Origin of the sequence: Agrobacterium sp. SORGH_AS 787, from assembly GCF_030819035.1 — a bacterium.
Classification (GTDB): Bacteria; Pseudomonadota; Alphaproteobacteria; order Rhizobiales; family Rhizobiaceae; genus Agrobacterium; species Agrobacterium larrymoorei_B.
Genome location: NZ_JAUTBG010000002.1, coordinates 1,215,102 through 1,241,697 on the forward strand (window position 1 = coordinate 1,215,102; position 26,596 = coordinate 1,241,697).

At 59.1% G+C, this 26,596-nt stretch carries 24 protein-coding genes; 23 read left to right on the forward strand and 1 reads right to left on the reverse strand.

What is annotated here, in order from left to right:
- The first annotated feature begins 172 nt into the window (after positions 1-172).
- From QE435_RS15140 to QE435_RS15250, 23 genes are all read left to right on the forward strand, one after another.
- Complete coding sequence (locus QE435_RS15140; RefSeq protein ID WP_349041873.1) at positions 173-1,306, forward strand: class I SAM-dependent rRNA methyltransferase; 1,134 nt, start codon at positions 173-175, stop codon at positions 1,304-1,306.
- Entirely contained in the window at positions 1,303-2,160 is an 858-nt protein-coding gene (locus QE435_RS15145) for an RNA methyltransferase (protein ID WP_349041874.1), read from the forward strand. Before QE435_RS15140 ends, QE435_RS15145 begins: the two co-directional genes overlap by 4 nt.
- Positions 2,160-2,654, forward strand: a complete 495-nt coding sequence (gene lspA / locus QE435_RS15150) for a signal peptidase II (protein WP_306930662.1) — start codon at positions 2,160-2,162, stop codon at positions 2,652-2,654. Before QE435_RS15145 ends, lspA begins: the two co-directional genes overlap by 1 nt.
- A 130-nt stretch (positions 2,655-2,784) precedes the next feature.
- Positions 2,785-3,666 carry a GNAT family N-acetyltransferase gene (locus tag QE435_RS15155; RefSeq protein WP_306930663.1) on the forward strand — a complete coding sequence of 294 codons (882 nt, stop codon included), beginning with the start codon at positions 2,785-2,787 and terminating at the stop codon, positions 3,664-3,666.
- Positions 3,667-3,844: 178 nt separating this feature from the next.
- Positions 3,845-6,559 carry a DNA mismatch repair protein MutS gene (mutS, locus tag QE435_RS15160; protein ID WP_349041875.1) on the forward strand — a complete coding sequence of 905 codons (2,715 nt, stop codon included), beginning with the start codon at positions 3,845-3,847 and terminating at the stop codon, positions 6,557-6,559.
- Positions 6,560-6,644: 85 nt separating this feature from the next.
- Entirely contained in the window at positions 6,645-9,473 is a 2,829-nt protein-coding gene (locus QE435_RS15165; RefSeq protein ID WP_349041876.1) for a [protein-PII] uridylyltransferase, read from the forward strand.
- Positions 9,474-9,480: 7 nt separating this feature from the next.
- Positions 9,481-11,073, forward strand: coding sequence for a murein biosynthesis integral membrane protein MurJ (murJ, locus tag QE435_RS15170; protein WP_349041877.1), 1,593 nt, complete (start codon positions 9,481-9,483; stop codon positions 11,071-11,073).
- Positions 11,070-11,489 (forward strand): VOC family protein, encoded by a 420-nt coding sequence (locus QE435_RS15175; protein WP_349041878.1) that lies wholly within the window; start codon positions 11,070-11,072, stop codon positions 11,487-11,489. Before murJ ends, QE435_RS15175 begins: the two co-directional genes overlap by 4 nt.
- A gap of 82 nt (positions 11,490-11,571) precedes the next feature.
- A complete protein-coding gene (gene trpS, locus QE435_RS15180; protein WP_349041879.1) occupies positions 11,572-12,636 on the forward strand; it encodes a tryptophan--tRNA ligase in 1,065 nt (354 codons plus the stop codon).
- Positions 12,637-12,805: 169 nt separating this feature from the next.
- Positions 12,806-13,297, forward strand: a complete 492-nt coding sequence (locus tag QE435_RS15185) for a universal stress protein (protein ID WP_306930670.1) — start codon at positions 12,806-12,808, stop codon at positions 13,295-13,297.
- A 201-nt stretch (positions 13,298-13,498) separates the two neighbouring features.
- Positions 13,499-14,062, forward strand: a complete 564-nt coding sequence (locus QE435_RS15190) for a NifU family protein (protein WP_306930672.1) — start codon at positions 13,499-13,501, stop codon at positions 14,060-14,062.
- Positions 14,063-14,200: 138 nt separating this feature from the next.
- A complete protein-coding gene (gene tsaB, locus QE435_RS15195) occupies positions 14,201-14,869 on the forward strand; it encodes a tRNA (adenosine(37)-N6)-threonylcarbamoyltransferase complex dimerization subunit type 1 TsaB (RefSeq protein ID WP_349041880.1) in 669 nt (222 codons plus the stop codon).
- A 90-nt stretch (positions 14,870-14,959) separates the two neighbouring features.
- Complete coding sequence (locus tag QE435_RS15200) at positions 14,960-15,454, forward strand: N-acetyltransferase (protein ID WP_306930675.1); 495 nt, start codon at positions 14,960-14,962, stop codon at positions 15,452-15,454.
- Positions 15,455-15,523: 69 nt separating this feature from the next.
- Positions 15,524-15,952 carry a Fur family transcriptional regulator gene (locus QE435_RS15205; protein WP_296017649.1) on the forward strand — a complete coding sequence of 143 codons (429 nt, stop codon included), beginning with the start codon at positions 15,524-15,526 and terminating at the stop codon, positions 15,950-15,952.
- A 34-nt stretch (positions 15,953-15,986) separates the two neighbouring features.
- Entirely contained in the window at positions 15,987-16,787 is an 801-nt protein-coding gene (locus QE435_RS15210) for a lysophospholipid acyltransferase family protein (protein WP_309772227.1), read from the forward strand.
- Positions 16,788-16,844: 57 nt separating this feature from the next.
- A complete protein-coding gene (gene miaB, locus QE435_RS15215; protein WP_349041881.1) occupies positions 16,845-18,242 on the forward strand; it encodes a tRNA (N6-isopentenyl adenosine(37)-C2)-methylthiotransferase MiaB in 1,398 nt (465 codons plus the stop codon).
- Between the two features lie 47 nt (positions 18,243-18,289).
- Positions 18,290-19,348 (forward strand): PhoH family protein, encoded by a 1,059-nt coding sequence (locus QE435_RS15220; RefSeq protein WP_306930681.1) that lies wholly within the window; start codon positions 18,290-18,292, stop codon positions 19,346-19,348.
- An 11-nt stretch (positions 19,349-19,359) separates the two neighbouring features.
- Positions 19,360-19,866, forward strand: a complete 507-nt coding sequence (gene ybeY / locus QE435_RS15225) for an rRNA maturation RNase YbeY (protein WP_349041882.1) — start codon at positions 19,360-19,362, stop codon at positions 19,864-19,866.
- Positions 19,867-19,883: 17 nt separating this feature from the next.
- Positions 19,884-21,020, forward strand: a complete 1,137-nt coding sequence (locus QE435_RS15230; RefSeq protein WP_306930685.1) for a hemolysin family protein — start codon at positions 19,884-19,886, stop codon at positions 21,018-21,020.
- Between the two features lie 289 nt (positions 21,021-21,309).
- Positions 21,310-22,902, forward strand: coding sequence for an apolipoprotein N-acyltransferase (gene lnt, locus QE435_RS15235; RefSeq protein WP_349041883.1), 1,593 nt, complete (start codon positions 21,310-21,312; stop codon positions 22,900-22,902).
- Positions 22,903-23,042: 140 nt separating this feature from the next.
- Positions 23,043-23,462 (forward strand): helix-turn-helix domain-containing protein, encoded by a 420-nt coding sequence (locus QE435_RS15240; RefSeq protein WP_062442986.1) that lies wholly within the window; start codon positions 23,043-23,045, stop codon positions 23,460-23,462.
- A 174-nt stretch (positions 23,463-23,636) separates the two neighbouring features.
- The gene (gene metK, locus QE435_RS15245) at positions 23,637-24,902 is read left to right on the forward strand and encodes a methionine adenosyltransferase (protein WP_349041884.1); all 1,266 of its coding nucleotides are present in this window, start codon (positions 23,637-23,639) and stop codon (positions 24,900-24,902) included.
- Between the two features lie 149 nt (positions 24,903-25,051).
- Positions 25,052-25,750: a tRNA (guanosine(46)-N(7))-methyltransferase TrmB gene (locus QE435_RS15250; protein ID WP_349041885.1), complete on the forward strand. Its 699-nt coding sequence runs from the start codon at positions 25,052-25,054 to the stop codon at positions 25,748-25,750.
- A gap of 2 nt (positions 25,751-25,752) precedes the next feature.
- Here the strand turns inward: QE435_RS15250 and QE435_RS15255 are convergent, their stop codons facing one another.
- Entirely contained in the window at positions 25,753-26,508 is a 756-nt protein-coding gene (locus QE435_RS15255; protein WP_349041886.1) for a DeoR/GlpR family DNA-binding transcription regulator, read from the reverse strand.
- Between the last annotated feature and the right edge of the window lie 88 nt (positions 26,509-26,596).

Consider the following 26,596-nt stretch of genomic DNA (forward strand, 5'->3'; position numbering starts at 1 on the left):
TGATCCGTCGCCAGGGCGCATGATTTTGTCGCGACCTTTGATAATCCTCCATTCTAGTGATATGCGCTTTCCAACCGCATCGGGCCCGCCATTTGCCCGGGTGCAGACTGGGAAGCGCAAGTGGTACGGTCGATTGCCGTGCCGATAGCGTAAAGACGTGGAAAGACCGTCGTTGAAGAAGAAAGACAACCGCCAGGGCGCAAAGCCGCGCGCAGGACAGGACAATCGCTCGAGCAAGCCGGGCAGTAAGCCGTCTCGCCAGAAGGACGCGGCACGCACACGCGCTCCGGATTACGTCCGTCCGGCCGCGACCCCACTCAAGGAGAAGGTGCAAGCCTCCGCACCAGCCGTCGAAGTAGCTCCTCCACGCCCGTTGAAGGAGCGCTCGGGCGCGCTCCCGACCGAGCAAGTGCCGGTCATCCTTGCGTCCCTTGGCGCTGGTGACTTTCATCTGATCGATAGCGGCAATGGCTTGAAGCTCGAACAATATGGCGAGTATCGCATCGTTCGCCCCGAGGCCCAGGCGCTGTGGCGCCCGAGCCTCGCCGAGCGGGTCTGGGACAATGCCGATGCGATTTTTACCGGCGATACGGATGAGGAGGGCAGCGGCCGCTGGCGTTTTCCCAAGCAGGCGCTGGGCGAGACCTGGCCTCTTTCTCTGCTTGGCGTCGATTTCCTCGGCCGCTTCACGGCTTTTCGCCATGTGGGCGTGTTCCCCGAGCAGATCGTTCATTGGGAATGGTTGAAGCAGACCATCGAAAAGGCGGAGCGACCGCTCAAGGTCTTGAACCTCTTCGGCTATACCGGTGTCGCGTCTCTCGTGGCAGCCTCTGCCGGAGCGGAAGTCACCCATGTGGACGCTTCGAAAAAGGCGATCGGCTGGGCACGCGAAAACCAGACGCTTGCCGGTCTCGAAAATGCGCCGATCCGCTGGATCTGCGAGGACGCCATGAAGTTCATCCTGCGCGAAGAACGCCGTGGCAACAGCTACGATATCATCCTCACCGATCCGCCAAAATTCGGCCGCGGCACCCATGGCGAGGTCTGGGATCTTTATGATCATCTGCCGCTGATGCTGGATGTTTGCCGGGAAATCCTGTCGCCCAGGGCGCTCGGATTCGTGCTGACCGCCTATTCCATCCGCGCCAGCTTCTACTCCATGCATGAGTTGATGCGCGAAACCATGCGCGGTGCAGGCGGCGAGGTGGCCTCGGGCGAACTTGTGATCCGGGAAGCAGGCCTTGACGGCAAGACGCCGGGCCGCGTGCTTTCTACCTCTCTCTTCAGCCGCTGGGTGCCGAAATGAATGATCGCCATGAAAACGGCCCGCGCAGGGTAGGGCAGGTCAAGGAAGTCACCAGCCTTGCCAATCCGATCATCAAGGACATCAAGAACCTGACCCAGAAGAAGGGCCGCGAAGAAAGCGGGACCTTCATGGCGGAGGGACTGAAACTTGTTATCGATGCGTTGGAACTTGGCTGGACCATCCGTACGCTGGTCTATGCCAAGGCCGCCAAGGGCAAGCCGCTTGTGGAGCAGGCTGCGGTCAAGACGGTGGCGTCCGGCGGACTCGTACTGGAAGTCAGCGAGAAAGTCATCTCGTCCATCACCCGCCGCGACAATCCGCAGATGGTTGTCGGCATCTTCGATCAGAAATGGAAGCCTCTCCGAGACATCAGACCGGCGGCAGGCGAGACCTATGTCGCCCTCGACCGGGTGCGCGATCCCGGCAATCTCGGCACGATCATCCGCACGGCGGACGCAGCAGGCGCTTCTGGGGTAATCCTTGTTGGCGACTGCACCGATCCTTTCTCGCTCGAAACCGTGCGCGCCACCATGGGCTCGGTTTTCGCCATGCCAGTTGCGCGCGCATCGGTTGATGAGTTCCTGAGCTGGAGAAAGAGCGCTGGCGTCAGCGTTGTCGCGACCCATCTCGCGGGCTCTGTGGATTACCGCACCATCGACTACAAGAAGAAGCCTGTCGTGCTTCTCATGGGCAACGAGCAATCCGGCCTTCCGCCGGAGCTTGCCTCGCAGGCGGACCAGCTTGCCCGTATTCCGCAACAGGGCCGGGCCGACTCCCTCAATCTGGCGATCGCAAGCGCAGTCATGCTGTTTGAAGCGCGTCGACATCGTCTCGAACTTGCGACGGTAAAGTAATGGCCAAGCCCGCTCTCTTCTCCAGACCCGTTCCCGCCGTCGCCCTCATTCTTTTGGCCGTGCTTGCCGATCAGGTCATCAAGGTGCTGGTGGAAAAATATCTGCCTCTGCAGGAGATGGTGCCGGTCATTCCGTTCCTAGCGCTCTACCGCACCTATAATCTCGGCGTTGCCTTCTCCATGCTGTCGGGCATGGAGGGCTGGGCCATCGTCACCATGCGGCTCCTCATCGTCGCCTTCGTCATCTGGCTCTGGCGCAAGACCGATGGCGAGCGCACCTTCGCGCATCTTGGTTTTGCGCTGATCATCGCGGGTGCTGCGGGCAACATCTTCGACCGGTTTCTCTACGGGCACGTGGTCGACTACATTCTCTTCCACACGGAAACGTGGTCCTTCGCCGTCTTCAACCTGGCCGATTCCTTCATTACCATCGGCGCGGGCTGCGTTATCCTGGATGAGTTGTTGCAGGCCAAGGCAACGCGGAAGAAAAGCTGAGATCCTCCTTACATAGCCCACACGGAAGAATTTAACTTACGCTACGTCACTTACGCGGCTAACTGTCACTTTTCTGTCGTCAAGAAGTGATTTATGACAGCAAGATCAAACGGTGGCGGGGCGATTCTCCATGGTCTCGGAAGTTCTTGAACGCAGCATCACTGGCACGAGCCTGGGCAGCGCTGTTTTGCCGGCTGCCGAAAAGCGGGAAGCCGACGTTTTTGGCCGGATAGGCTCTCTCGAAACACGCCTTGCCAGAAACGAGCGCGAAATCGACTCAGCCCAGCAGGTCCGCTTCCGCGTTTTCGTCGAGGAGATGGGGGCGCGGCTTCCGGCAGAGGCGATGCGTCGCGGTCGCGATATCGATGCCTTCGACGCCGTCTGCGACCATCTTCTGGTTCTCGACAACGCCATCGAGGGAGATCCTGAAGATCAGATCGTCGGCACATATCGCTTGCTCAGGCAGGAGACGGCGCTGGCGAATAAGGGTTTTTATTCGGCAAGTGAATTCGATATCCAGAGCCTGATCGCTCACCATCCGGACAAGCGCTTCATGGAACTTGGACGCTCCTGCGTGCTGCCTGAGTACCGCACCAAACGCACCGTTGAGCTTCTCTGGCAAGGCAACTGGGCCTATGCCGTTCGTCACCGCATGGACGCGATGATCGGCTGCGCCTCTTTCCCCGGCATCCAGCCGGAGGCCCATGCACTGGCCCTGTCTTTCCTGCATCACAGCTGCGGCTCCAAGGGTGAATGGCGTACCGAGGCGCTGCCGGAACTCTATCGCGAAATGGACATGATGCCGCTCGAAGCCATCAATCCGCGCCGGGCGTTGAACGCCATGCCGCCGCTGATCAAGGGCTATATGCGTCTTGGTGCCATGTTCGGCGCCGGTGCGGTAGTCGATCATGCCTTCAACACCACCGATGTGCTGGTCATCCTGCCGGTCTCGTCCATCGCCGGCCGCTACATCAATTACTATGGCGGTGACGCAGAGCGCGTTAACGGTTGATACAGTGCGGACCTCATAGTCTGTTCAAAAATTTTCATTTGCCGTCGATAAACGGCGATTATCGGATAGACTGTCAAGCTTCCTGTGGGTTCGTCGTTGTGCGTGTTGTTCTTGGAGAGCTGCGCCGGTAGTCTCCGGCTTTGTTTTCCTTAAGCCCCAAGCAGATACGATCACGCCATTGACGGACGTTCATTCCACCGCCTCGCTCATCTCCGAAGAGAGCCGCGCATCGGCAACGCCGATGATGGAGCAATATATCGAGATCAAGGCGAACAACCCCGGTTCGCTGCTTTTCTATCGCATGGGCGATTTCTACGAGCTGTTCTTTGACGATGCGGTAGAAGCCTCGCGCGCGCTCGGCATCACGCTCACCAAGCGCGGCCAGCATATGGGCCAGGACATCGCCATGTGCGGCGTGCCGGTCCATGCGGCGGATGACTATCTGCAGAAGCTGATCATGCGCGGCTATCGCGTCGCCGTTTGCGAACAGGTGGAAGACCCGGCAGAAGCCAAGAAGCGCGGCTCGAAATCGGTGGTCAAACGCGATGTGGTGCGTCTCGTCACACCGGGGACGCTCACTGAAGAAAAGCTGCTTTCGCCAACCGAATCCAACTACCTCATGGCGCTTGCGCGCATTCGCGGCAGTTCGGAGGCGCAGTTTGCGCTCGCCTGGATCGACATTTCCACCGGCGTTTTCCGCTTGGCGGAGACGACATTGACGCGGCTGCTCGCCGACATCTGGCGCATCGATCCGCGTGAGTTGATCGTGGCCGACAGCCTGTTTCACGACGAAGAACTGAGACCGACCTTCGATGTGCTGGGTCGTGTAGCTGTGCCGCAGCCTGCGGTCCTCTTCGATAGCGCCACGGCGGAAGGTCGCATCGCGCGCTACTTCAACGTCTCGACGCTGGATGGCTTCGGAACCTTTTCCCGCGTCGAACTGGCAGCCGCCGCTGCCGCCGTCGCCTATGTCGAGAAGACTCAGATCGCCGAGCGCCCGCCTCTCGGCGCGCCAGAGCGCGAAAGCTCTGCCTCGACGCTGTTCATCGATCCCGCCACCAGAGCCAATCTCGAGCTGACCAAGACGCTTGCCGGCGAGCGCGATGGATCGCTCTTGCAGGCGATCAACCGCACGGTGACCGGCGGCGGTGCGCGGCTCTTGGCGGAACGGCTGATGTCGCCGCTGACCGACCCTGAGTGGATCAACGCCCGCCTCGATGCGGTCGCCTATCTGATCGACGATGTGTCCTTGAGCGATGGCCTGCGTGAGGCGTTGAAACAGGTGGCAGACATGCCGCGTGCGCTTTCACGTCTAGCGCTCGACCGTGGCGGGCCGCGCGATCTCGGTGCCATTCGTCAGGGACTTTACGCTGCCCGCATGGTCGGCCAATTGCTCGATCAGGGACTGTTGCCCGATGAACTCGCGGCGGCACTCTCCGACCTGAAGGCGTTGCCTTCCGCGTTGGAAACCATGCTATCCGAGATGCTGGCAGAGGATCTGCCTCTTCTCAAGCGCGACGGCGGCTTTGTTCGCGAAGGCTCTAACCCCGAGCTTGACGAAGTGCGGGCACTCCGCGACCAGTCGCGCCGGGTCATTGCCGGGTTGCAACTGCAATATGCCGAAGAGACGGGCATCAAGTCGCTGAAGATCAAACACAATAATGTGCTCGGCTATTTTATCGAAGTGACGGCTGGCAATGCCGATGTCATGACCGGCAGCGACGAGGCCAAGGCGCGCTTCATTCACCGCCAGACAATGGCAGGTGCCATGCGCTTCACCACCACCGAGCTCGCCGATCTGGAAAGCCGCATCGCCAATGCCGCCGCCCAGGCGCTGACCATGGAATTACAGGCGTTCGACCGGATGGTGCAGGCGGTGGTGGCGGAGGCCGAAGCCATCAAGGCGGGCTCTCTGGCACTTGCTGCCATCGACGTGGCGACGAGCCTTGCGCATCTGGCATCCGAACAGGCCTATTGCCGCCCGGTGGTCGACGGATCCATGACCTTTGCGATCCGAGGCGGCCGTCACCCGGTGGTGGAACAGGCGCTGCGCCGTCAGTCGAGCGGTCCTTTCATCGCCAATAATTGCGATCTTTCGGCGGTCAACGGCAATCGCAACGGTGCGATCTGGATGCTGACCGGTCCGAACATGGGCGGTAAGTCGACCTTCCTGCGCCAGAATGCCTTGATTGCCATCCTTGCCCAGATCGGGTCCTTCGTTCCCGCAGAGGCTGCTCATATCGGCATTGTCGATCGTTTGTTCTCGCGTGTCGGCGCCTCTGACGATCTCGCCCGCGGTCGCTCCACTTTCATGGTCGAAATGGTCGAGACGGCGGCGATCCTCAATCAGGCGACCGAGCGTTCGCTCGTCATTCTCGATGAGATCGGGCGCGGCACGGCGACCTTCGACGGTCTGTCCATTGCCTGGGCGACGGTGGAGCACTTGCATGAGGTGAACCGTTGCCGTGGTCTTTTCGCCACCCATTTCCATGAACTGACGGTGCTGTCTGAAAAGCTCGGACGTCTCTCCAACGTCACCATGAAGGTGCGGGAATGGGAAGGCGACGTGATCTTCCTGCATGAGGTTGGTCCCGGTGCCGCGGATCGCTCCTATGGCATTCAGGTGGCCCGCCTTGCCGGCCTTCCTGCCGCCGTGGTGGAGCGCGCGCGCGAGGTTTTGAACCAGCTGGAAGATGCCGATCGCAAAAACCCGGCGAGCCAGTTGATCGACGACCTGCCGCTGTTTCAGGTTGCGGTCCGGCGCGAAGCGGCAAGTGCCAAGGGCAACTCGAAGGTGGATGAGGCGTTGAAGGTACTGAACCCGGACGAAATGACGCCGCGCGAGGCCCTAGATGCGCTCTATGCGCTCAAGAAACAACTTGGCAACGCTTGATGCGTAGAGTGCCTGTCCATTCGGCCTCAAAATCGCTATAGCGCTGTGCCATCAGCGCAAGACGCATGGAATGGATATCGGCTCAATGGCCTCTAAGGACCTGGATTTCTCCGCGATACTGGATGTCGCAGCACTGAAGCACCAATGCGATCTCGTCTTTCAAGGCGATGGTAAGCGCGTTTCGGATGTGCGCTCCGACCTTTTGCCCATCTTCAAAAAGGCAAGCAGTGACGGACGGCAAATGGCGCGCGATCTTCTCGACTCCGAAGGCGGCGGCATCGACTGCGCAAGGCGTATTTCCTGGCTACAAGACCGTTTGATCGAGGTGCTCTACGATCTCGCCTGCCGGTATGTCTATCCGAAGGATGCGCCTAGCATCGCCATTACCGCTGTCGGCGGTTATGGACGCGGCACGCTGGCACCGGGATCGGACATCGATCTTCTGTTCCTGCTGCCGGTCAAGAACACGCCGGACATGCACAAGGCGATAGAGTTCATTCTCTACATTCTCTGGGATGTCGGCTTCAAGGTCGGCCACGCTACGCGCACCGTGGATGAGTGTATCAAGCTTTCCAAGGCGGATATGACGATCCGCACCGCCATCCTCGAAATGCGCCACATCTGCGGAAAGAAGCCGCTTGCAGACGAACTGGAGCGCCGTTTCGAAACCGAGGTCGTGACCAATAGCGGCCCTGAGTTCATCGCCGCCAAGTTGGCCGAACGCGACCAGCGTCACCGCAAGGCGGGCGACACGCGCTATCTGGTCGAGCCGAACGTGAAGGAAGGAAAGGGGGGCTTACGCGATCTGCACACGCTCTTCTGGATCGCCAAATATTATTATCACGTGCGCGACACGGCAGAACTGGTGAAGCTTAGCGTTCTCTCAAAAAGCGAGTTGAAGCTCTTCGAAAAGGCCGATGACTTTCTCTGGGCGGTGCGCTGCCAGATGCACTTCATCACCGGCAAGGCGGAGGAGCGGCTTTCCTTCGACATCCAGCGCGATATCGCCGCTGCTCTTCATTACCAGCCCCGCCCCGGCCTGTCGGCGGTCGAGCGCTTCATGAAACACTATTTCCTCGTGGCCAAGGATGTCGGCGACCTGACGCGCATTCTCTGCGCGGCACTCGAGGACCGCCAGGCAAAGGAAGTCCCGGGACTTTCCGGTGTGCTCCACCGCTTCGCCCACCGGCTTCGCAAAATTCCGGGCTCCAGCGAATTCGTCGAAGACCGCGGTCGCATCGCGCTCGCCAATGCCGATGTCTTCCGCAACGATCCGGTCAGCCTCATTCGGCTCTTCCATGTGGCCGATATCAACAATCTCGAACTGCACCCGGACGCCCTTCGCGTCGTTACCCGCTCGCTCGGTCTCATCAATCACGAGCTTCGCGAGAATGAGGAAGCCAACCGTCTGTTTCTTGCGATCCTGACCTCGAGGCGCGATCCGGCTCTCACCCTGAGACGCATGAACGAGGCGGGGGTTCTGGGCAAATTCATTCCCGAATTCGGCAAGATCGTCGCGATGATGCAGTTCAACATGTATCATCACTATACGGTCGATGAGCATCTGATCCGCTCGGTGGCGATCCTGTCCGAGATCGACAAGGGGCAGGCGGTCGATACCCATCCTTTGGTCAACCAGTTGATGCCGGCCATCGAAGACCGCGAGGCTCTCTATGTCGCCGTTCTGCTCCACGACGTGGCAAAGGGCAGGCAGGAGGATCACTCCATTGCCGGCGCGCGCGTCGCCCGCAAACTTTGCCACCGCTTCCGTCTCTCCACCAAGCAGACCGAGACGGTAATGTGGCTGATCGAGCAGCATCTCTTGATGTCGATGGTGGCGCAGACCCGCGATCTGCATGACCGCAAGACGATCACCGACTTTGCCGACAAGGTGCAGTCGATGGAGCGGCTGAAGATGCTGCTGATCCTCACCGTCTGCGATATCCGTGCCGTTGGCCCGGATGTCTGGAACGGCTGGAAGGGACAGTTGCTGCGCACACTTTATTACGAAACCGAGCTTCTTCTCTCCGGCGGCTTTTCCGAAAGTTCACGCAAGGAGCGCGCCAAGATCGCCCGTCAGCGCCTTTATGACGCACTGGACGACTGGGGTCAGAAGGCAAGACGCAAATACATCAATCTGCACTACGATGCCTATCTGCTGTCCGTCGCGCTGGAAGATCAGGTCCGCCATACCCGCTTTTTGCGGGAGGCCGACAAGCAGGAAAAGGCGCTGGCCACCATGGTCCGCACGCACTCCTTCCATGCCATCACCGAGATCACCGTCTTGGCGCCCGACCATCCGCGCCTGCTGTCGATCATCACCGGCGCCTGCTCGGCTGCCGGCGCCAACATCGCCGACGCCCAGATTTTCACGACATCGGACGGACGCGCACTCGATACGATCTTGATCAACCGCGAATTCCCCATCGATGAGGATGAAACACGCCGCGCCAACAATATCGGCAAGGTGATCGAAGAGGTTCTGGCGGGCAAGAAGCGTCTTCCCGAAATTATCGCGACGCGCACCAAGAGCCGCAAGAAGAGCAAGACCTTCAACATCCCGCCTTCGGTAACGATCTCGAACGGGCTCTCCAATAAGTTCACCGTTATCGAGGTGGAATGCCTTGACCGTCCAGGCCTCCTGGCGGACATGACGGCGGTGCTGGCCGATCTATCGCTGGATATCACCTCGGCGCGGATCACCACTTTTGGCGAAAAGGTCATCGACACCTTCTACGTCACCGATCTCTTTGGCCAGAAGGTGATGACGGAAAATCGCCAATCCAATATCGCGCTGCGGCTGAAGGCCGTCATGGCCGAGCAGGAAGATGAACTGCGTGATCGTATGCCGTCCGGCATCATCGCGCACCCGGATGTAGCAGCGCTTCCTGCTGCGCGCACCGCAAAGGCTTGAATAAAGAATGAGTTTGATCGGCAAATTCGCCACCGTTGGCGGCGCGACGCTTGGGAGCCGCCTGTTCGGTTTCATCCGTGAAATGCTGATGGCGGCAGCCGTCGGTACGGGACCGGTGGCGGATGCCTTTAATGCGGCCTTCCGTTTTCCCAACACTTTCCGCCGGCTGTTTGCCGAGGGTGCGTTCAACTCCGCCTTCGTGCCGCTTTTCGCCAAGGAGATCGAAACCCACGGCATGGAAGGCGCACGCCGCTTCTCGGAGGAAGTTTTCGGCGTTCTCTTCACCGTGCTGATGGCGCTGACGATCGTCATGGAACTCTCCATGCCGTTTCTGGTGCGAACGGTAATCGCGCCGGGCTTTGTGGAAGACCCAACGAAATTCGAAAACACGGTGCGCCTCGCCACCATCATGTTTCCCTATCTCGCCTGCATGTCGCTGGCGGCGATGATGGGGGGGATGCTGAATTCGCTGCACCGCTATTTCGCCGCAGCCATCGCACCCGTCTTTCTCAACGTCATCCTGATTGGTGTCTTGGCGCTTGCCTGGTGGAAACACTACGATCCGCTGCAGGTCGGCTATGCGCTCTCCTGGGGCGTCATGGCCGCAGGCTTTGTTCAGCTTGCCATCGTCTGGATTGCGGTGCGGAACGCCGGAATTCGAATTGGCTTTCGCCGCCCGAAACTGACGAGCAACGTCAAGCGCCTGCTGGTTCTGGCGCTACCCGCCGCGATTACCGGCGGCATCACGCAAATCAACCTGTTGATCAACACCAATATCGCCTCTGGCGGCAACGGCGTCATCTCCTCACTTGCCTATGCCGACCGCATCTACCAGCTGCCACTCGGCGTGGTGGGGATTGCGGTGGCCACCGTCCTTTTGCCGGAACTGGCACGCGCGCTGCGCGGCGGCCATGCGGTGGAAGCGGCCAATCTGCAGAACCGTTCCGTTGAATTCGTGCTCTTTCTGACCTTGCCAGCCGCAGCGGCGCTCTTGGTCATGGCGGAACCCATCGTCCGCTTTCTCTATGAGCGTGGCAATTTCTCACCCTCTTCCACTGTCACTGTCGCGGAAATTCTCGGCATCTACGGCCTCGGCCTGCCTGCCTTCGTTCTGATCAAGGCCTTTATTCCGGGCTTTTTCGCCCGCGAGGATACCCGCACGCCGATGATCTTTGCTGCCATTTCCGTGGTGGTCAACGTCTCGCTGGCACTCACCCTCTTTCCATCTTACGGCGGCCCGGGAATTGCCACAGCGGAAATCACCGCCGGCTGGGTGAATGCCGCACTGCTTTTCGGCATGCTCTTATGGCGTGGCCACTGGAAACTCGATCTGCCGCTTCTCCTGCGCATCCCGCGGCTCCTCTTAGCGGCAGGCCTGATGGCCGTCGCCATTCACTATGCGCTATCCTATTTTTCCTACGAGCTGTCATCGGCCTCAAACCTTGCGGTCCGTGCAGGGACTCTGTTCGCCCTCGTCCTAGGCGCCATGGTCATCTATTTCGGCGTGGCCTTCGCCTCCGGCGGGGCAAACCTTGGGATGGTCAAGCGCGGCTTGAAGCGCAAGCGCAAGGCGGATGTTCAAAGCGAGATCGAGCCATGAGTTCTGGCTTCACGTCCATGCGCCGCATCGCACTCGTCTCTCTGGTGGTGGACGATTACGATCGCGCAAAGGCGTTTTACTGCGACAGCCTTGGCTTCGAATGCCTTTCTGATCAGCCGATGCCGGACGGCAAGCGCTGGCTTGTCGTCAAACCGAAAGGTGAGGGGGCAAGCGGCCTTCTGCTGGCGCAAGCGGATGGAGAGGCGCAGGCTGCCGCGATCGGCAACCAGACCGGCGGCAGGGTCGGTTTCTTCCTCTATACGGATGACTTCGACGCGGATTTTCACCGCATGAAAAACAACGGCATTCGCTTTTTGGAAGAGCCCCGTCACGAGGTTTACGGCACGGTTGCCGTTTTCGAAGACCTCTACGGCAACAAATGGGATCTGCTCCAGCCAGCTGCTGAAACCCCTTGATTGCAACGGGTTCCGGGTGCATAAGCGCGGGCCATATCACAGCGCGGGGCAAGGCCCTCCACAAGCCTTTTCGAGGACGATCATGAACGCATTCAAGCCGCTGGTTTTCTCCGGGGTTCAGCCCACCGGCAATCTCCACCTTGGCAATTATCTCGGCGCCATCCGCAAGTTCGTTGCCCTGCAGGAAGACAATGACTGCATCTATTGCGTCGTCGACATGCACGCTATCACGGCGCAGCTCGTCCATTCGGATCTGAAGGCGCAGACGCGCTCGATTGCCGCCGCCTTCATCGCGTCCGGCATCGATCCGGTGAAGCATATCGTCTTCAACCAGTCGGCCGTGCCGCAGCATGCCGAGCTTGCCTGGGTGTTCAACTGCGTGGCGCGCATCGGCTGGATGGAGCGCATGACCCAGTTCAAGGACAAGTCCGGCAAGAATGCCGAGCAGGTGTCGCTCGGACTGCTGGCCTATCCAAGCCTGATGGCGGCTGACATTCTGGTGTACCGCGCAACCCATGTCCCGGTCGGCGACGACCAGAAGCAGCATCTGGAACTGGCTCGCGATATCGCTCAGAAGTTCAACATCGATTTCGGCGATCATATCCGCAAGGCGGGTCTCGGCCTCGACATCACCGTCGGCGACGAACCCGTTCATGCTTACTTCCCGATGGTCGAACCGCTGATCGGCGGTCCGGCACCGCGTGTCATGTCCTTGAAGGACGGCACCAAGAAAATGTCGAAGTCCGATCCATCCGATCTGTCGCGCATCAATCTGATGGACGATGTCGATGCGATCTCCAAGAAGATCAAGAAGGCCAAGACAGACCCGGACGCGCTGCCGAGCGAAGTCGAAGGACTGAAGGGCCGCGCCGAGGCTGAAAACCTTGTCGGCATCTACGCAGCGCTCTCCGACAAGACCAAGGCAGAGGTGCTTGCCGAATTCGGCGGTCAGCAGTTTTCGGCCTTCAAGCCCGCGCTTGTCGATCTTGCCGTCAATGTTCTCGCACCGATCAATAGCGAGATGCGCCGCCTTCTGGATGATGTCAGCCATATCGACGCGATCCTGAAGGATGGCGGCGAGCGTGCTGGTGCCATGGCGCAAAAGACAATGGACGAGGTGCGCGACATCATCGGTTTCCTGCGGTGATTTTTCGGTGCTTCTCGTCATAGGGCGAGAGGCGCCTCCTCGTTTGTAAGGCTTTTCCGCACGCGTTTTGCTGTGAGGAAAATCGATTCCGCTTTCCATCGTGATACGATAAGCTCCGCCCGAACCGGCGGGCGGCGCTTCATGCCACGGCGGAAAAAGGGAGTGCTGAATGGTTTCAAAACGGCTGTCGCGCCTGGAAGGGCACCGGCGAAAATTTCTGGTGGTCATCGATGGCACACCGGAATGTGAGAGAGCCGTGCATTATGCCGGTCGCCGCGCCAAGAACTCCAATGGCGCTCTCGTTCTGCTCTTCGTTATCCCGGAAGGCGATTTCCAGCAGTGGCTTGGTGTCGAGCAAATCATGCGCGCCGAAGCCCAGGAAGAGGCCGAAGCCTCGCTGGCAAAGGTCGCGCAGCGCGTCCGCGAGACCGTCGGTATCGAGCCCGAGGCTGTGATCCGTGAGGGCAATGCTGCCGAGCAGATTCACGGTCTGATCGAAGAAGATCGCGACATCGCCATCCTGGTGCTGGCTGCCGGCTCCACCAAGGATGGTCCAGGTCCGCTGGTCTCCTCCATTGCTGGACGTGGCGCTGCCTTCCCCATTCCTGTCACGGTCCTGCCGGATACGCTGACGGACGAGGAAATCGACGCTCTCTGCTGAGCGCTATCCTTTGAGCCCTTCTGCCACGAAGAATCCTGTTCGGCTTTGGCGAAAACGGGTGTAAAAGAGGGCTGAAGATTTCTTGAACACGATTGTCATGTCAGGGCTTGAAGTCCTTCGTCGCCCGGCATATTTTGGAAGCATTCTAAATTACGGGGCAAGGATGCCCTGACCCGGGGCGCTGCCTCGAAGGAGATCGAAATGTTCATTCAAACGGAATCCACGCCAAACCCGTCGACGCTGAAGTTCCTTCCGGGCAGGGTGGTTCTGGAAAGCGGAACGGCGGAATTCCTGAACGCGCAACAGGCGCAGTCCTCGCCGCTTGCAGCAACGCTGTTTGAAATCCCGGGCGTCACCGGCGTCTATTACGGCTTCGATTTCATCACCGTCACCAAGGACGGTGCGGAGTGGCAGCATCTTAAACCCGCGATTCTCGGCTCTATCATGGAGCACTTCATGTCCGGCCGCCCGCTGATGGGCACCGCCGTCCATGCCGAGATTTCGGACGAGGAAGAAGAGTTCTTCGAAGAGGGCGACGAAACCATCGTTGCCACCATCAAGGAACTTCTCGAAACCCGCGTGCGCCCGGCCGTGGCCCAAGATGGTGGCGACATCACTTTCCGTGGTTTTCGCGATGGCACCGTGTTCCTCAACATGAAGGGTGCATGCTCCGGCTGCCCATCCTCCACGGCAACGCTCAAGCACGGCGTTCAGAACCTGCTTCGCCACTTCGTGCCCGAAGTGCAAGAGGTCGAGGCTGTCTAATAAACGGCTGAGCCAATCGATATCGATGCTGAGGCGAGGCGCGTGATCGCGCCTCAAGTCTTGAGTGGCTTTCTCACGAGCGCTCATCGTCTCGCTCCTTCCTCCTGCTGAGCACATGCGTAAGGTCCAGCTTTTCAGATGATCATCCTTTCCATCGATACATCCGGCGTGGATTGCTCGGCCTGCGTTTACGACAGCGCAAGCGATAATGTCCTTGGGGAGGTCACGGAGAATATCGGCAAGGGTCATGCCGAACTGCTGATGGGCATCATCGACGGAGCACTGGCGCAGGCAGGTCTTACCCTTGATGCGATTGAACGTCTCGCCGTCACCATCGGCCCTGGTTCCTTCACCGGTATCAGAGTAGGGGTCTCTGCCGCGCGTGGCTTTGCGCTATCGCTCGGTGTCGAGGCCGTCGGGGTTACGACGCTTGAGACTCTTGCCGCCCATCACCTGCGGCACCAGCCCGGCCAGCCTGTGGCCGTCGGTCTCGATGCCAAGCGTGACGAATGCTATCTGCAAATCTTCGCGGCCGATGGCGCGCCTGTGACGGACGCCGCTTTGGTGTCTCTTGATGAGGCCAGGCAATCGCTTGCCGGGTTCGACGGCGCGATCGTGGGCTCCGCGGCACCTCTCTTCGCTGGCGAAGAAACGGGATCGGGTCCGGACCATTTTCCGATCGCCACCGTGGCGCGTGTCGCTGCGACGAAACCCGCGCATCAGCCGAAGCCCGCGCCGCTCTACCTGCGTGGCCCGGATGCGCGGCCGCAATCCGGCTTCGCATTGGAGCGTCTTTCGCCCGCCTGAGAGAGTGCCGTTTCTCTCTGTCGAAAATCGATTTCGATTTGCCGACCGATGCTGTAGCCATCTGGCATTCATGGTGGATGATTCCCTGCAATGTTCGACGACTATCTGAGCTGGAAACCCTTTTTCGAAATCGTGCCGATGGCGCATGGCGATTGTGCCGATATCGCCGAGCTTCACACGTCTCGCTTCCCGCAAGCTTGGAGTGAAGGCGAGTTTTCGAGCCTTCTGTCGCAGAACAGCGTCTTCGGCGCGGTGGCTCGCCAGACCAACGCGTTCTTCAGCCAGCCGCTCGGTGGCTTTGTCTTGTCGCGCGAGGCGGGCGGAGAGGCTGAAATTCTCACCGTTGCGGTGAGTGAAAAATTTGCCGGTGCCGGACTTGGCTGGCGTTTGATGCAGGCCGCCATGCGGGAAGCGGAGATGCGCGGTGCCGAAACGATGTTTCTGGAGGTGGATGGCGGAAATGGTCCGGCGGTGCATCTCTACCGCAAGCTTGGCTTCAAGACGGTTGCGGAGCGCAAGGCCTATTACACCGCCAAGGATGGGACGAAATCCACAGCGCTTGTCATGCGGCGCGATCTTCGATAGTTCCGATAATACTAAGACTCTATGCCGCCACTCTGGTGGACCAACGACGCATCTGAAGGCCTGATTATCGTGGTAGACCTTTCGAAAACCCTGGAAGACATCTGTGCGGAGCGCGGTATGCGCATGACCGACCAGCGGCGCGTCATCGCCCGCGTTCTTCAGGAATCGGAAGACCATCCGGACGTCGAGGAGCTTTATCGCCGCTCTTCCGCCGTCGATCCAAAGATTTCGATATCCACGGTCTATCGCACGGTGAAGCTCTTCGAAGATGCGGGCATTATCGAGCGCCATGATTTTCGCGACGGCCGTTCGCGCTACGAGACCGTGCCGGAAGAGCACCACGATCATCTGATCGACCTGAAGAATGGCGTTGTCATCGAATTCCGCTCCGCCGAGATCGAGGCGCTGCAGGAAAAGATCGCCCGCGAACATGGCTTCAAGCTCGTCGATCACCGGCTGGAACTCTACGGCGTCCCGCTGAAACCGGAAGAGCGGTGAGGCAACAATCCATGGCCACGGAGCGAATGCGGCGATGACGTGGCTTCGGATGGCCTATACGGTCTTCATTCTCTCCATCGTCACCATCGTGCTGTTGCCACTGCAAGTCCTTGGACTCTGGCTCGATTTGCCGATCCGCCGCAGGATACCGCGGCTTTGGCACAGGGTCGCTTGTCAGTCGCTCGGCATCAAGGTCCATGTGCATGGTGGACTGGAGACCGAGAGGCCTCTGCTTCTGATTTCCAACCATGTGTCGTGGAAGGACATATTGGTTCTGGGTAGCGTGGCGGATGTCGCCTTCATTGCGAAGACCGAAGTGCGCGACTGGCCGATATTCGGCAAGCTGGCGCGTTTGCAGAAAACCGTCTTCATTACCCGAGAGCAGAAGCGCAGCGCCGGCACGCAGGTGAATGAGATTGCCGAAAGGCTGGCGGGTGGTGAGATCATCGTGCTGTTCCCCGAAGGCACGACGTCCGATGGCAACCGGCTTCTGCCGGTCAAGTCATCGCTGTTCGGAGCAGCGTCGACTGCTGCCGAGCAGGTTCCCAGTCAGCTCGTCCATGTCCAGCCGGTCGCGATCGCCTATACCGGCATCCAGGGCATGGCGATGGGGCGTTACCACAGGCCGGTGGCCGCCTGGCCTGGGAGCATAGGCCTGTTGCCGTCGCTGGTCGGGCTGGTCAAGGCCGGCGCAATCGAGGTTGACGTCACCTTTGGGGAGGCGATTCCCTTCCGCAAGGGTGATAATCGCAAGGCGCTGAGCGTCGAAGCCACCACGGCACTGCGCACCATGTTGAATTTCAGCCTGCGCGGCGGATGGCGAAAGTCGAGATAGCCCGGATTTCCGCATTTTTCTGTTTAACTGGTGGCCGAAAATCATTAGATACGCGCCATGACCCAGGATACGCTTGGCCTCGACGCCACACCGACCGCTATGGCTCACGCAGCCAACAGCCGTAAGGTCTTTATCAAGACCTATGGCTGTCAGATGAATGTCTACGATTCCGTTCGCATGAGCGATGCTCTGGCGAAGGATGGTTATGTGCAGACGGAGGATATGGGCGAGGCAGATCTGGTTCTGCTCAATACCTGTCACATCCGTGAAAAGGCGGCGGAGAAGGTCTATTCGGCGCTGGGCCGCCTGCGCGACATGAAGAAGTCACGCGAGGAAGAGGGGCGCGAATTCGTGATCGGCGTTGCCGGTTGCGTGGCGCAAGCCGAAGGCGAAGAAATCCTGCGCCGTGCGCCCGCCGTCGATGTCGTCATCGGCCCGCAAACCTACCACCGTCTGCCGCAGGCGCTTGCCCGCGTTCGCGAAGGCGAGCGGGTGATCGAGACGGATTATGCGGTCGAAGACAAGTTCGAGCATCTGCCGGTGGCCGAAAAGGCAAAGCTGCGCTCGCGCGGCGTGACCGCTTTTCTTACTGTTCAGGAAGGCTGCGACAAGTTCTGCACCTTCTGCGTGGTGCCCTATACCCGCGGTTCGGAGGTCTCCCGGCCCGTCAGCCAGATCCTCGACGAGGCGATGAAGCTTGTCGACGCCGGTGTGCGTGAGATCACGCTGCTTGGCCAAAACGTCAATGCCTGGCGCTCTACGGGCCCGAAGGGCGAGCAATGGGGGCTGGCGGAGCTTCTCTATCGCCTGGCCGAGATTCCCGGGCTTGCGCGCCTGCGCTACACGACAAGCCACCCGCGCGACATGGACGAGCGCCTGATCGAGGCGCATCGCGATCTGCGCGCTTTGATGCCCTATCTGCATTTGCCCGTTCAGGCAGGCTCTGACCGCATCCTGAAAGCCATGAACCGCCGCCATACGGGCGCGGAATATTTAAGGCTTATCGAAAGAATCCGTGGCGCTCGCCCTGATATTGCCATGTCTGGGGATTTTATTGTCGGCTTCCCAGGTGAAACGGATCAAGACTTCGAAGACACACTCGCCATGGTGGAGGCGGTGAAATACGCGCAGGCCTTTTCGTTCAAATATTCGACTCGTCCCGGCACGCCCGGAGCCGATCTGACCGATCAGGTGCCGGAAGATGTCAAGGCCGAACGGCTGGAGAGATTGCAGTCGCTGCTCTTGAAACAGCAGAACGAATTCGCCCAGTCGCTCGTTGGAAAGACCATGGATGTGTTGCTGGAAAAGCCCGGTCGCATGCCCGGACAGCTGATTGGTCGTTCTCCTTGGCTGCAGTCTGTAAATCTTGATGCAAACGACATGAAAATCGGTGACATTATTCATGTACGAATCACCGCGACCGGTCCAAACAGCTTGTTTGCCGAGGTGGCATAGAGTTAGAGTTGGGAACCGGAACTGACCTCGGACAGGAGCCTGACCGCTTGAACGCACACGAATTGGTCTCACCTTCATCGCGCCAGCCACGCTCACCCGCGACCGACGCCAATCACTTCGTCCTCACGTTCGAGAATAACAGAATAGCCGGAGAGCTATTCGGTCAGTTCGATCAAAACCTGAAATTGCTGGAGCAGCGGCTCAAGATCGATGCCCGCCCACGCGGCAATTCGGTGGCGATTACGGGCGATGTGGTGGCCACCAACCAGGCCCGCCGCGCGCTTGATTTCCTCTATGAACGCCTATTGAAGGGCGGCACTGCCGAACTTTCCGATGTCGAGGGTGCGATCCGCATGGCGGTCGCCGCAGACGATCAGTTGACCCTGCCGACGATGGAGCGCAAAGCCAAGGTGTCGATGGCCCAGATTTCTACCCGCAAGAAAACCATTGCCGCACGCACGCCGACACAGGATGTCTATATGCGGGCGTTGGAACAGTCGGAGCTTGTCTTCGGTGTCGGGCCAGCCGGTACGGGTAAGACCTATCTGGCTGTCGCCCACGCTGCCCAGCTTCTGGAGCGTGGCGCGGTGGATCGCATCGTTCTCTCTCGTCCTGCTGTCGAAGCGGGCGAGCGCCTCGGCTTCCTGCCGGGCGACATGAAGGAAAAGGTCGATCCCTACCTTCGTCCGCTTTATGATGCGCTCTATGACATGATGCCGGGCGACAAGGTGGAGCGTGCCATTCAGGCAGGCGTCATCGAAATCGCGCCCCTCGCATTCATGCGTGGTCGCACACTGGCAAACGCCGCCGTCATTCTCGACGAGGCGCAGAACACCACGACCATGCAGATGAAGATGTTCCTGACCCGTCTGGGCGAGAACGGCCGCATGATCGTGACCGGCGACCCGAGCCAGGTCGACCTTCCGCGTGGCGTCAAATCCGGTCTGGTCGAGGCCTTGCAGATCCTTGGCGACGTCGAAGGCGTCTCCGTGGTTCGCTTCAAGGATGTCGACGTTGTGCGTCACCCGATGGTGGCGCGTATCGTCAAGGCTTACGAATCCCATACGGCTGTGCCGGATGAGAGCTTGCCGAGACAAGGTTACTAAAAGCCGAGACGATGACGGTTCTGGATATTCAAATCTCTGTCGAGGCCGATGACTGGCCCTCGGAGGAAGAGCTTGTTGCCTTCAGCACGAAAGTGCTGGAGGCAACTGTTTCCTATCTGAAAGAAGAAGAGCAGCAGCCGTTCCCTGCCATGCCGGTGGAAGTGTCGTTGGTTTTCACCGATGACGCCGCCATCAAGGAAATAAATGCGCAATGGCGTAATAAGGATAAGGCGACGAATGTCCTGTCTTTTCCGGCCTTTCCGCTGGAGCCGGGCGGCATGCCGGGCCCGATGCTCGGCGATATCGTCATCGCACATGAAACTGTCATGCGCGAAGCCCTTGATCTTGAGAAGAGTTTCGAGGATCATTTGACCCATCTGCTGGTGCATGGATGTCTGCATCTTTTCGGTTATGACCATATGGAAACCGAAGAGGCGGAAGAAATGGAAGGGCTTGAGACTCGCATTTTGGCGACTCTTGGCCTATCTGATCCCTATGCGGGTCAGGACCCGCTTTGATCGAACTGTTTGGGACAATGAACGAACATTCTGCAAGACCGCCCCAAGAGGGCAAGGACGCCGGGGAACAATCCTCATCGGAGGAGGGCAGTAGTCCGTTACGTCAGGACTATCAAGCAAAGCCCCGCTCGACCATCTGGTCGAGAATTTCCCGGATCTTAAAGCCCTCGCAGGGCGAGCGTCTTCGTGAAGATCTGACCGACGCGCTGATGACCGATACGGATATCGGTGCCGCCTTCACGCCCGACGAACGGGCGATGCTCAACAATATTCTCCGCTTCAGAGAAGTCACGGTCGAGGACATCATGATCCCGCGCGTCGATATTGACGGGCTCGATCAGGAGACGACGATCGGTGAAGCGATGATCCGCTTCGAGGCGACGGGCCGCTCGCGTATGCCGGTCTATGACGAGACCCTCGACGATCCGAAGGGCATGATCCATATCCGTGATCTCTTGTCCTATGTGGGCAAGCAGGCGCGCAACAAGCGCCGTAGCGGCACGCGCGCGCCAGCCAATGGCGAGGCGAAGGCTCCGCGAACGCCGCGCGCCAACTTCGATCTTGCGCGCGTCGATCTCGAGACGACGCTGGCCGAAGCCGGGATCATTCGTAAGATCCTGTTCGCGCCTCCCTCGATGCTCGCTTCGGATATGCTCAAAACCATGCAGGCGCAGCGCACCCAGCTTGCGCTGATCATCGACGAATATGGCGGTACCGACGGACTTGTTTCCCACGAAGACATCGTGGAAATGCTCATCGGCGACATTGACGATGAGCACGACAAGGATGAGGCGATGTTCGTCCGTGTATCGTCGGATGTCTTGATCGCTGATGCCCGTATCGAACTGGGGGATCTCGCTCAGGCGCTCGGTCCGGATTTTGACGTTCGGGAACATGCTGAGGAAATCGATACGCTGGGCGGTCTCGTCTTCTTTGCGCTTGGCCGCATCCCTTCGAAGGGTGAGGTGGTGCGTGCGGTGCCGGGATTTGAGTTCCAAATTCTCGATGCCGATAATCGCCGCATTAAGCGCGTGCGCATCCTTCGCGACGAGTCCTCCACCGGCGAGGATGATCAAGCACCCGCGCCCGTCGTAACCAGCGAGATGATCGCGCTTCCTGCTCCATCCGATACCACGGACAAGGCTACGGTTTGACGGCTTGCGTCCCGGGCATCAGGGTCCGGGATTCTTATTTTCCAACAACCGAATAGATGAGACCGCTGCAATTCGCGGATTGCACAGACACGCCACCGCTGTCCTGTGGACGTTCGATTTTTTTTACAGTAAGTCGGAAGAGCATGCCGCATAACTATTCAGCGTTCGGCAGCCGAAACACGATCAGTGGTCTCTCCGACCGCGCGCGTTTCGAAGGCAAGTCAGGTTCTGGTATCCGCTTTCCGGTTTCGCGTTGCTGAACGGTGCCCCTCAAGGAGATTGATACTGTATGGAGCGGCTCGCGGGCACGATCATGTTGAGCGGTGGCTTCAGCCGCGTTCTCATTGCATTTCTGGCCGGCGCCATCGGTGCGCTCGCCCTGCCACCGATCGGTTTCTTCGCCAGCCTCTTCGTCTCCTTTACCCTTCTGGTCTGGCTGATTGACGGCACCACGGGAAGCCCCGATGGTGGCAGCGTGTCTCGCGCCTTCAGAGCGTTTCTGCTCGGCTGGATTTTTGGCTTTGGCTATTTCGTTGCGGGCCTATGGTGGCTCGGAAATGCGCTACTTCTGGAGGCTGACGAGTTTGCCTGGGCTTTGCCGCTTGCAATCCTCGGGCTGCCCGCCTTTCTCGCGCTCTTCTACGGTCTTGCCGTGATGCTCGCCAATAGCCTCTGGTCGGACGGCTGGGGCAGGCTTGCTGCTCTTGCCGCGGCTTTTGGACTGGTGGAATGGTTGCGCAGCTTCGTTGCCACCGGCTTTCCCTGGAACGCTATCGGCTACGGGATGATGCCGGTTCCGTTGATGATGCAGAGTTCCAACCTGATCGGCATCTTCGGCATGTCGATGCTGGCGGTCTTCGTCTTTTCCAGCCCCGCCCTTTTGGGAACCCGTCGTGGCATGGTGCCGGGCCTCACTCTCGCGGTCCTGCTGCTGGCAGGCCATCTCGGTTACGGCTTTTATCGTCAGCATCAGCCACTTTCGGAGCCAGCCGCGGACGCGGTCACGGTGCGCATCGTTCAGCCGGGTATCGACCAGTCCCGCAAAATGCTGAATGCCGATCGGGCTGAGATCTTTCAGGAGCATCTTCGCCTCTCGGCGCTCCCACCGACGCCCGGCAAGAAGCGGCCCGACATCATTGTCTGGCCGGAGACCTCCGTTCCCTTCATCCTGACACAGAACCCGGACGCGCTGGAGGAAATCGCCAAGACGCTGGAGGACGGTCAGATCTTGCTGACTGGAGCGGTGCGCATGGAGGATGTGGGGGCTGGCCATCCGCCGCGCTATTACAACTCCGTCTATGCCGTGGACAGTGAGGGCCATATTATCGGCGCCACCGACAAGGTGCATCTCGTGCCGTTTGGCGAGTATGTGCCCTTCGAAGACATACTGCGCCGCTTCGATATCGAGAATATCGTCAACCTGCCTGGCGGTTTCTCGCCGGCGGCAAGCCGGACACCCATCATTCTTCCATCCGGCAAAAAGCTTTATTCCTTCATCTGCTACGAAATCATCTTCCCCGATGAAGTACCGGCGGACATCGCCTCGTCCGAGGCGATCCTGAATGTCACCAATGACGGCTGGTTTGGCGATACCCCAGGTCCCTATCAGCACTTCCAGCAGGCACGTGTGCGGGCTGTGGAAACCGGCCTGCCGGTGATTCGAGCAGCCAACACTGGCATTTCCGCCATCATTGATCCGTTAGGTGGTATCGAGGCTGGTCTTGACTATGGTCAAAAGGGTATAATCGACGCCACTTTAAGTAGTACGGCAACGGACGCGCTCAGCGGCAATGCCCGTAAAACGAACTTTTGGTTGTTGTTTATAACAATGTTGATCGTGGCGCTGTTTTCTCGGTATGGTTTAGTCAGCCGCAAGAATTGACCGAAAACCCCTGAAATTGCATAGTGCGATTGTAGGGTTGTACAACGCAAGTGATATGAAGGAATGTTGCACTGATCCGACCTCTACGGTTTTGCGTTAATGTGTAACAATCACCGACAACAGGATGTCAGGACTAACATATGACCGAAAATAAGAAGAAGCCGAACCCAATCGACATTCATGTCGGAAGCCGCATCCGGCTGCGCCGCACCATGCTGGGCATGAGCCAGGAGAAGCTGGGTGAAAGCCTTGGAATTACCTTCCAGCAGATTCAGAAATATGAAAAGGGCACCAACCGCGTTGGCGCCAGCCGCCTTCAGAACATCTCCGCCATTCTGAACGTTCCGGTCTCTTTCTTCTTCGAAGATGCACCGGGCGCTGAGCCAGCCTCCGCTTCCGGCTCCGCCGAAGCGTCGAGCTCCAACTATGTGGTGGATTTCCTCTCCTCGTCCGAGGGACTGCAGCTCAACCGCGCCTTCGTGAAGATCAACGATCCGAAGGTCCGCCGCCGCATCGTCGATCTGGTCAAGGCGCTGGCCGCTGAAGGCGACGCCGACTAAGCGACCTGCAATCGGTTTCAATACCCTCTTGAACGGCCTTTCGGGGCCGTTTTTTGTTGCTGACTTGCAGAAATGAAATTCCGATATAAAGATATATTTATGTCGTTCTGTCCTTGTTTTTTCCGATGAAATGAATAACAAACGCACAGACCTGTTCTTTGAGGGGAATCCCGCATGCGCGCCAACTACCTGTTCACCAGCGAATCCGTTGCTGAAGGTCATCCTGACAAGGTTTGCGACCGAATTTCCGATGAAATCGTCGATCTGATTTATCGTGAAGCGACCAAGACCGGCGTTGACCCATGGACCGTTCGCATCGCTTGCGAAACGCTTGCCACCACCAACCGCGTGGTGATCGCTGGCGAAGTGCGCGTTCCCGACACGCTGCTGAAGAAGGACAAGGACGGCAACGTCGTCAAGGATGCCGCGGGTCATCCGATGATCAACCCTTCCAAGTTCAAGTCCGCGGCGCGCAAGGCAATCCGCGACATCGGTTACGAGCAGGACGGCTTCCACTGGAAGACCGCAAAGATCGACGTGCTGCTCCATCCGCAGTCTGCCGATATTGCACAGGGCGTGGATAACGCCTCCGACAAGCAGGGCGACGAGGGTGCTGGCGATCAGGGCATCATGTTCGGTTACGCCTGCAAGGAAACCCCGGAGCTGATGCCAGCGCCGATTTATTATTCCCACCGTATCCTTCAATTGCTCGCCACTGCGCGCAAGAGCGGCGAAGGCGAAGCTGCAAAGCTCGGCCCCGATGCCAAGAGCCAGGTGACCGTTCGCTATGTCGACGGAAAGGCGTCCGAAGCAGTTTCCATCGTGCTGTCCACCCAGCATCTCGATGCAAGCTGGGACTCCAAGAAGGTTCGCTCGGTTGTCGAACCTTACATCCGTGAAGCGCTTGGCGATCTGAAAATTGCCGACGATTGCAAGTGGTACATCAATCCCACGGGCAAGTTCGTGATTGGCGGTCCTGATGGCGATGCTGGCCTCACCGGCCGCAAGATCATCGTCGACACCTACGGTGGCGCAGCTCCGCACGGCGGTGGCGCATTCTCCGGTAAGGATACGACGAAGGTCGACCGTTCCGCAGCCTACGCCGCTCGCTATCTGGCAAAGAACGTGGTCGCCGCCGGTCTTGCCGAGCGTTGCACCATTCAGCTCTCCTACGCCATCGGCGTCGCACAGCCGCTGTCTGTCTATGTCGATCTGCATCAGACGGGTAAGGTCAGCGAAGACGAAGTCGAAGCCGCGATCCGCAAGGTCATGGACCTGTCGCCATCGGGCATCCGCCGTCACCTCGACCTCAACAAGCCGATCTATGCCAAGACGTCATCTTACGGCCATTTCGGCCGCAAGGCTGGCCGTGACGGTTCCTTCTCCTGGGAGAAGGTCGATCTGGTCAAGCCGCTCAAGGATGCGCTGAAGGCCGCTTGAGGTCATCGGCTCGAAACATCCCCCTCTCCTCCACTCCGGTCTTGCCATATGAGACCGTTTAGGGGATAGGGTCTGAAAACTTGAAACCCGCGCAATACCGATGAAACGGTAAGGTGCGGGTTCATCTATTTTGCTTGAGAGAGTTCACGATGACGGAAGAGCGGCGTTCACGATCGACGGAAGCGTTCTATGGCAGGCGCAAGGGCAAGCCGTTGCGTAACCAGCAGGTGGAGAGCATCGAGAGCCTTTTGCCGCTGCTGAAAGTCGATCTTGCAACACCGGCGCCGAAGCCGCTGGCCGCACTCTTCCCCGCCGATGTCAAATCCATCCGCCTGGAAATCGGTTTCGGCGGTGGCGAGCATCTGGTTCATCGCGCCGCCGAAAATTCGTCTACGGGCTTCATCGGCGTGGAGCCCTTCGTCAACTCGATGGCGAAGCTTCTTGGTGCCGTCAAAGAGCGCGAGTTGATGAATATCCGCCTCTATGACGACGACGCCACGCAGCTGCTGGATTGGCTCCCAGGTGAATGCATCGATCATATCGATCTGCTCTATCCCGACCCGTGGCCGAAGAAGAAACACTGGAAGCGCCGCTTCGTCTCTGATGTCAATCTTGCCCGCTTCCACCGCGTGCTGAAGCCCGGTGGCAAGTTCTGCTTCGCCTCCGACATCGACACCTACATCAATTGGACCCTGCAGCACTGTGCTCGCCATGGCGGCTTCGAATGGACGGCCAAGACCTCCGCCGACTGGTTGACGCCTTATGACAATTGGCCGGGGACCCGCTACGAGAACAAGGCCAAGCGCGAGGGGCGGAGTTCCGCCTATCTCACCTTCCTCAAAGTCTGATTTCAGACTTTCATGATCGCTGGTCCCGCCGCGCCGTAGGGCTTTAGCAGCTTGTCCGGTACGTCCGCATCCACGACGAGAGTGGTAATCTCGCTCAAGGCCAGAATGAGATAGGGTGAGGCGGCTCCGATCTTGTCTTCCGTCGCAACCAGGATCGTCTCGGCGCATTGGCGGGCGATCAACCTTTTGATTGCTGCCTCTTCGCGGTTCCCTGTGGTCGCGCCGGTCTCAGGGTGGATACCGGTCGCGCCGAGGAAGAACAGATCGGCGCGAATGCCGGAAATGGTTTCCGCGCTTGCCGCCCCCATCGAAACAATAGAGTGCTTGAAAAGCCGCCCCCCGATCAACTCCACCTCGACTGACGGATGATGCGCCAGTTCCACGGCGATGCTGGGACTATGGGTGATGATGGTTGCCTGTAGGGTCTGCGGCAGATGGCGGGCAAGCTGGAGATTGGTCGTGCCGCCGTCGAGGAAGACGATCTGCCCCGGCTTGATCAATCTGGCTGCGGCTCGGCCAAGCTTTTCCTTGGCGGAGGATGCCATCTGTTCGCGCGCACGATAATCGGCAACCGCCGGTGAGGATGGCAGCGCGCCACCGTGAACCCTTTGCAACAGTCCATCCTTGGCAAGTTCCCGCAGGTCTCGACGAATGGTGTCTTCGGAGACGCCTAGCTCTTCGGCGAAGCTCTTTGCGACGATCCGACCGTCCCGCTGGAGGACGTGCTGAATGAGGGTCTTTCGTTCCGATGTCAGCATGCGACTTTCGCCTTTGCACGAATTTTCTTGAATCTGCATGAAATTGCACGAAATTGCCGATATGTCCACGACCGGCCGGGTCTAGCCA

Excerpts from the sequence above, each read along its gene's own strand:
- QE435_RS15145 (WP_349041874.1), top strand. The coding sequence starts at position 1,303 with ATGAATGATCGCCATGAAAACGGCCCGCGCAGGGTAGGGCAGGTCAAG.
- lspA (WP_306930662.1), top strand. The coding sequence starts at position 2,160 with ATGGCCAAGCCCGCTCTCTTCTCCAGACCCGTTCCCGCCGTCGCCCTC.
- QE435_RS15155 (WP_306930663.1), top strand. The coding sequence starts at position 2,785 with ATGGTCTCGGAAGTTCTTGAACGCAGCATCACTGGCACGAGCCTGGGC.
- QE435_RS15165 (WP_349041876.1), top strand. The coding sequence starts at position 6,645 with ATGGCCTCTAAGGACCTGGATTTCTCCGCGATACTGGATGTCGCAGCA.
- murJ (WP_349041877.1), top strand. The coding sequence starts at position 9,481 with ATGAGTTTGATCGGCAAATTCGCCACCGTTGGCGGCGCGACGCTTGGG.
- QE435_RS15175 (WP_349041878.1), top strand. The coding sequence starts at position 11,070 with ATGAGTTCTGGCTTCACGTCCATGCGCCGCATCGCACTCGTCTCTCTG.
- trpS (WP_349041879.1), top strand. The coding sequence starts at position 11,572 with ATGAACGCATTCAAGCCGCTGGTTTTCTCCGGGGTTCAGCCCACCGGC.
- QE435_RS15185 (WP_306930670.1), top strand. The coding sequence starts at position 12,806 with ATGGTTTCAAAACGGCTGTCGCGCCTGGAAGGGCACCGGCGAAAATTT.
- QE435_RS15190 (WP_306930672.1), top strand. The coding sequence starts at position 13,499 with ATGTTCATTCAAACGGAATCCACGCCAAACCCGTCGACGCTGAAGTTC.
- tsaB (WP_349041880.1), top strand. The coding sequence starts at position 14,201 with ATGATCATCCTTTCCATCGATACATCCGGCGTGGATTGCTCGGCCTGC.
- QE435_RS15200 (WP_306930675.1), top strand. The coding sequence starts at position 14,960 with ATGTTCGACGACTATCTGAGCTGGAAACCCTTTTTCGAAATCGTGCCG.
- QE435_RS15210 (WP_309772227.1), top strand. The coding sequence starts at position 15,987 with ATGACGTGGCTTCGGATGGCCTATACGGTCTTCATTCTCTCCATCGTC.
- miaB (WP_349041881.1), top strand. The coding sequence starts at position 16,845 with ATGACCCAGGATACGCTTGGCCTCGACGCCACACCGACCGCTATGGCT.
- ybeY (WP_349041882.1), top strand. The coding sequence starts at position 19,360 with ATGACGGTTCTGGATATTCAAATCTCTGTCGAGGCCGATGACTGGCCC.
- QE435_RS15230 (WP_306930685.1), top strand. The coding sequence starts at position 19,884 with ATGAACGAACATTCTGCAAGACCGCCCCAAGAGGGCAAGGACGCCGGG.
- lnt (WP_349041883.1), top strand. The coding sequence starts at position 21,310 with ATGGAGCGGCTCGCGGGCACGATCATGTTGAGCGGTGGCTTCAGCCGC.
- QE435_RS15240 (WP_062442986.1), top strand. The coding sequence starts at position 23,043 with ATGACCGAAAATAAGAAGAAGCCGAACCCAATCGACATTCATGTCGGA.
- metK (WP_349041884.1), top strand. The coding sequence starts at position 23,637 with ATGCGCGCCAACTACCTGTTCACCAGCGAATCCGTTGCTGAAGGTCAT.
- QE435_RS15250 (WP_349041885.1), top strand. The coding sequence starts at position 25,052 with ATGACGGAAGAGCGGCGTTCACGATCGACGGAAGCGTTCTATGGCAGG.
- QE435_RS15255 (WP_349041886.1), bottom strand. The coding sequence starts at position 26,508 with ATGCTGACATCGGAACGAAAGACCCTCATTCAGCACGTCCTCCAGCGG.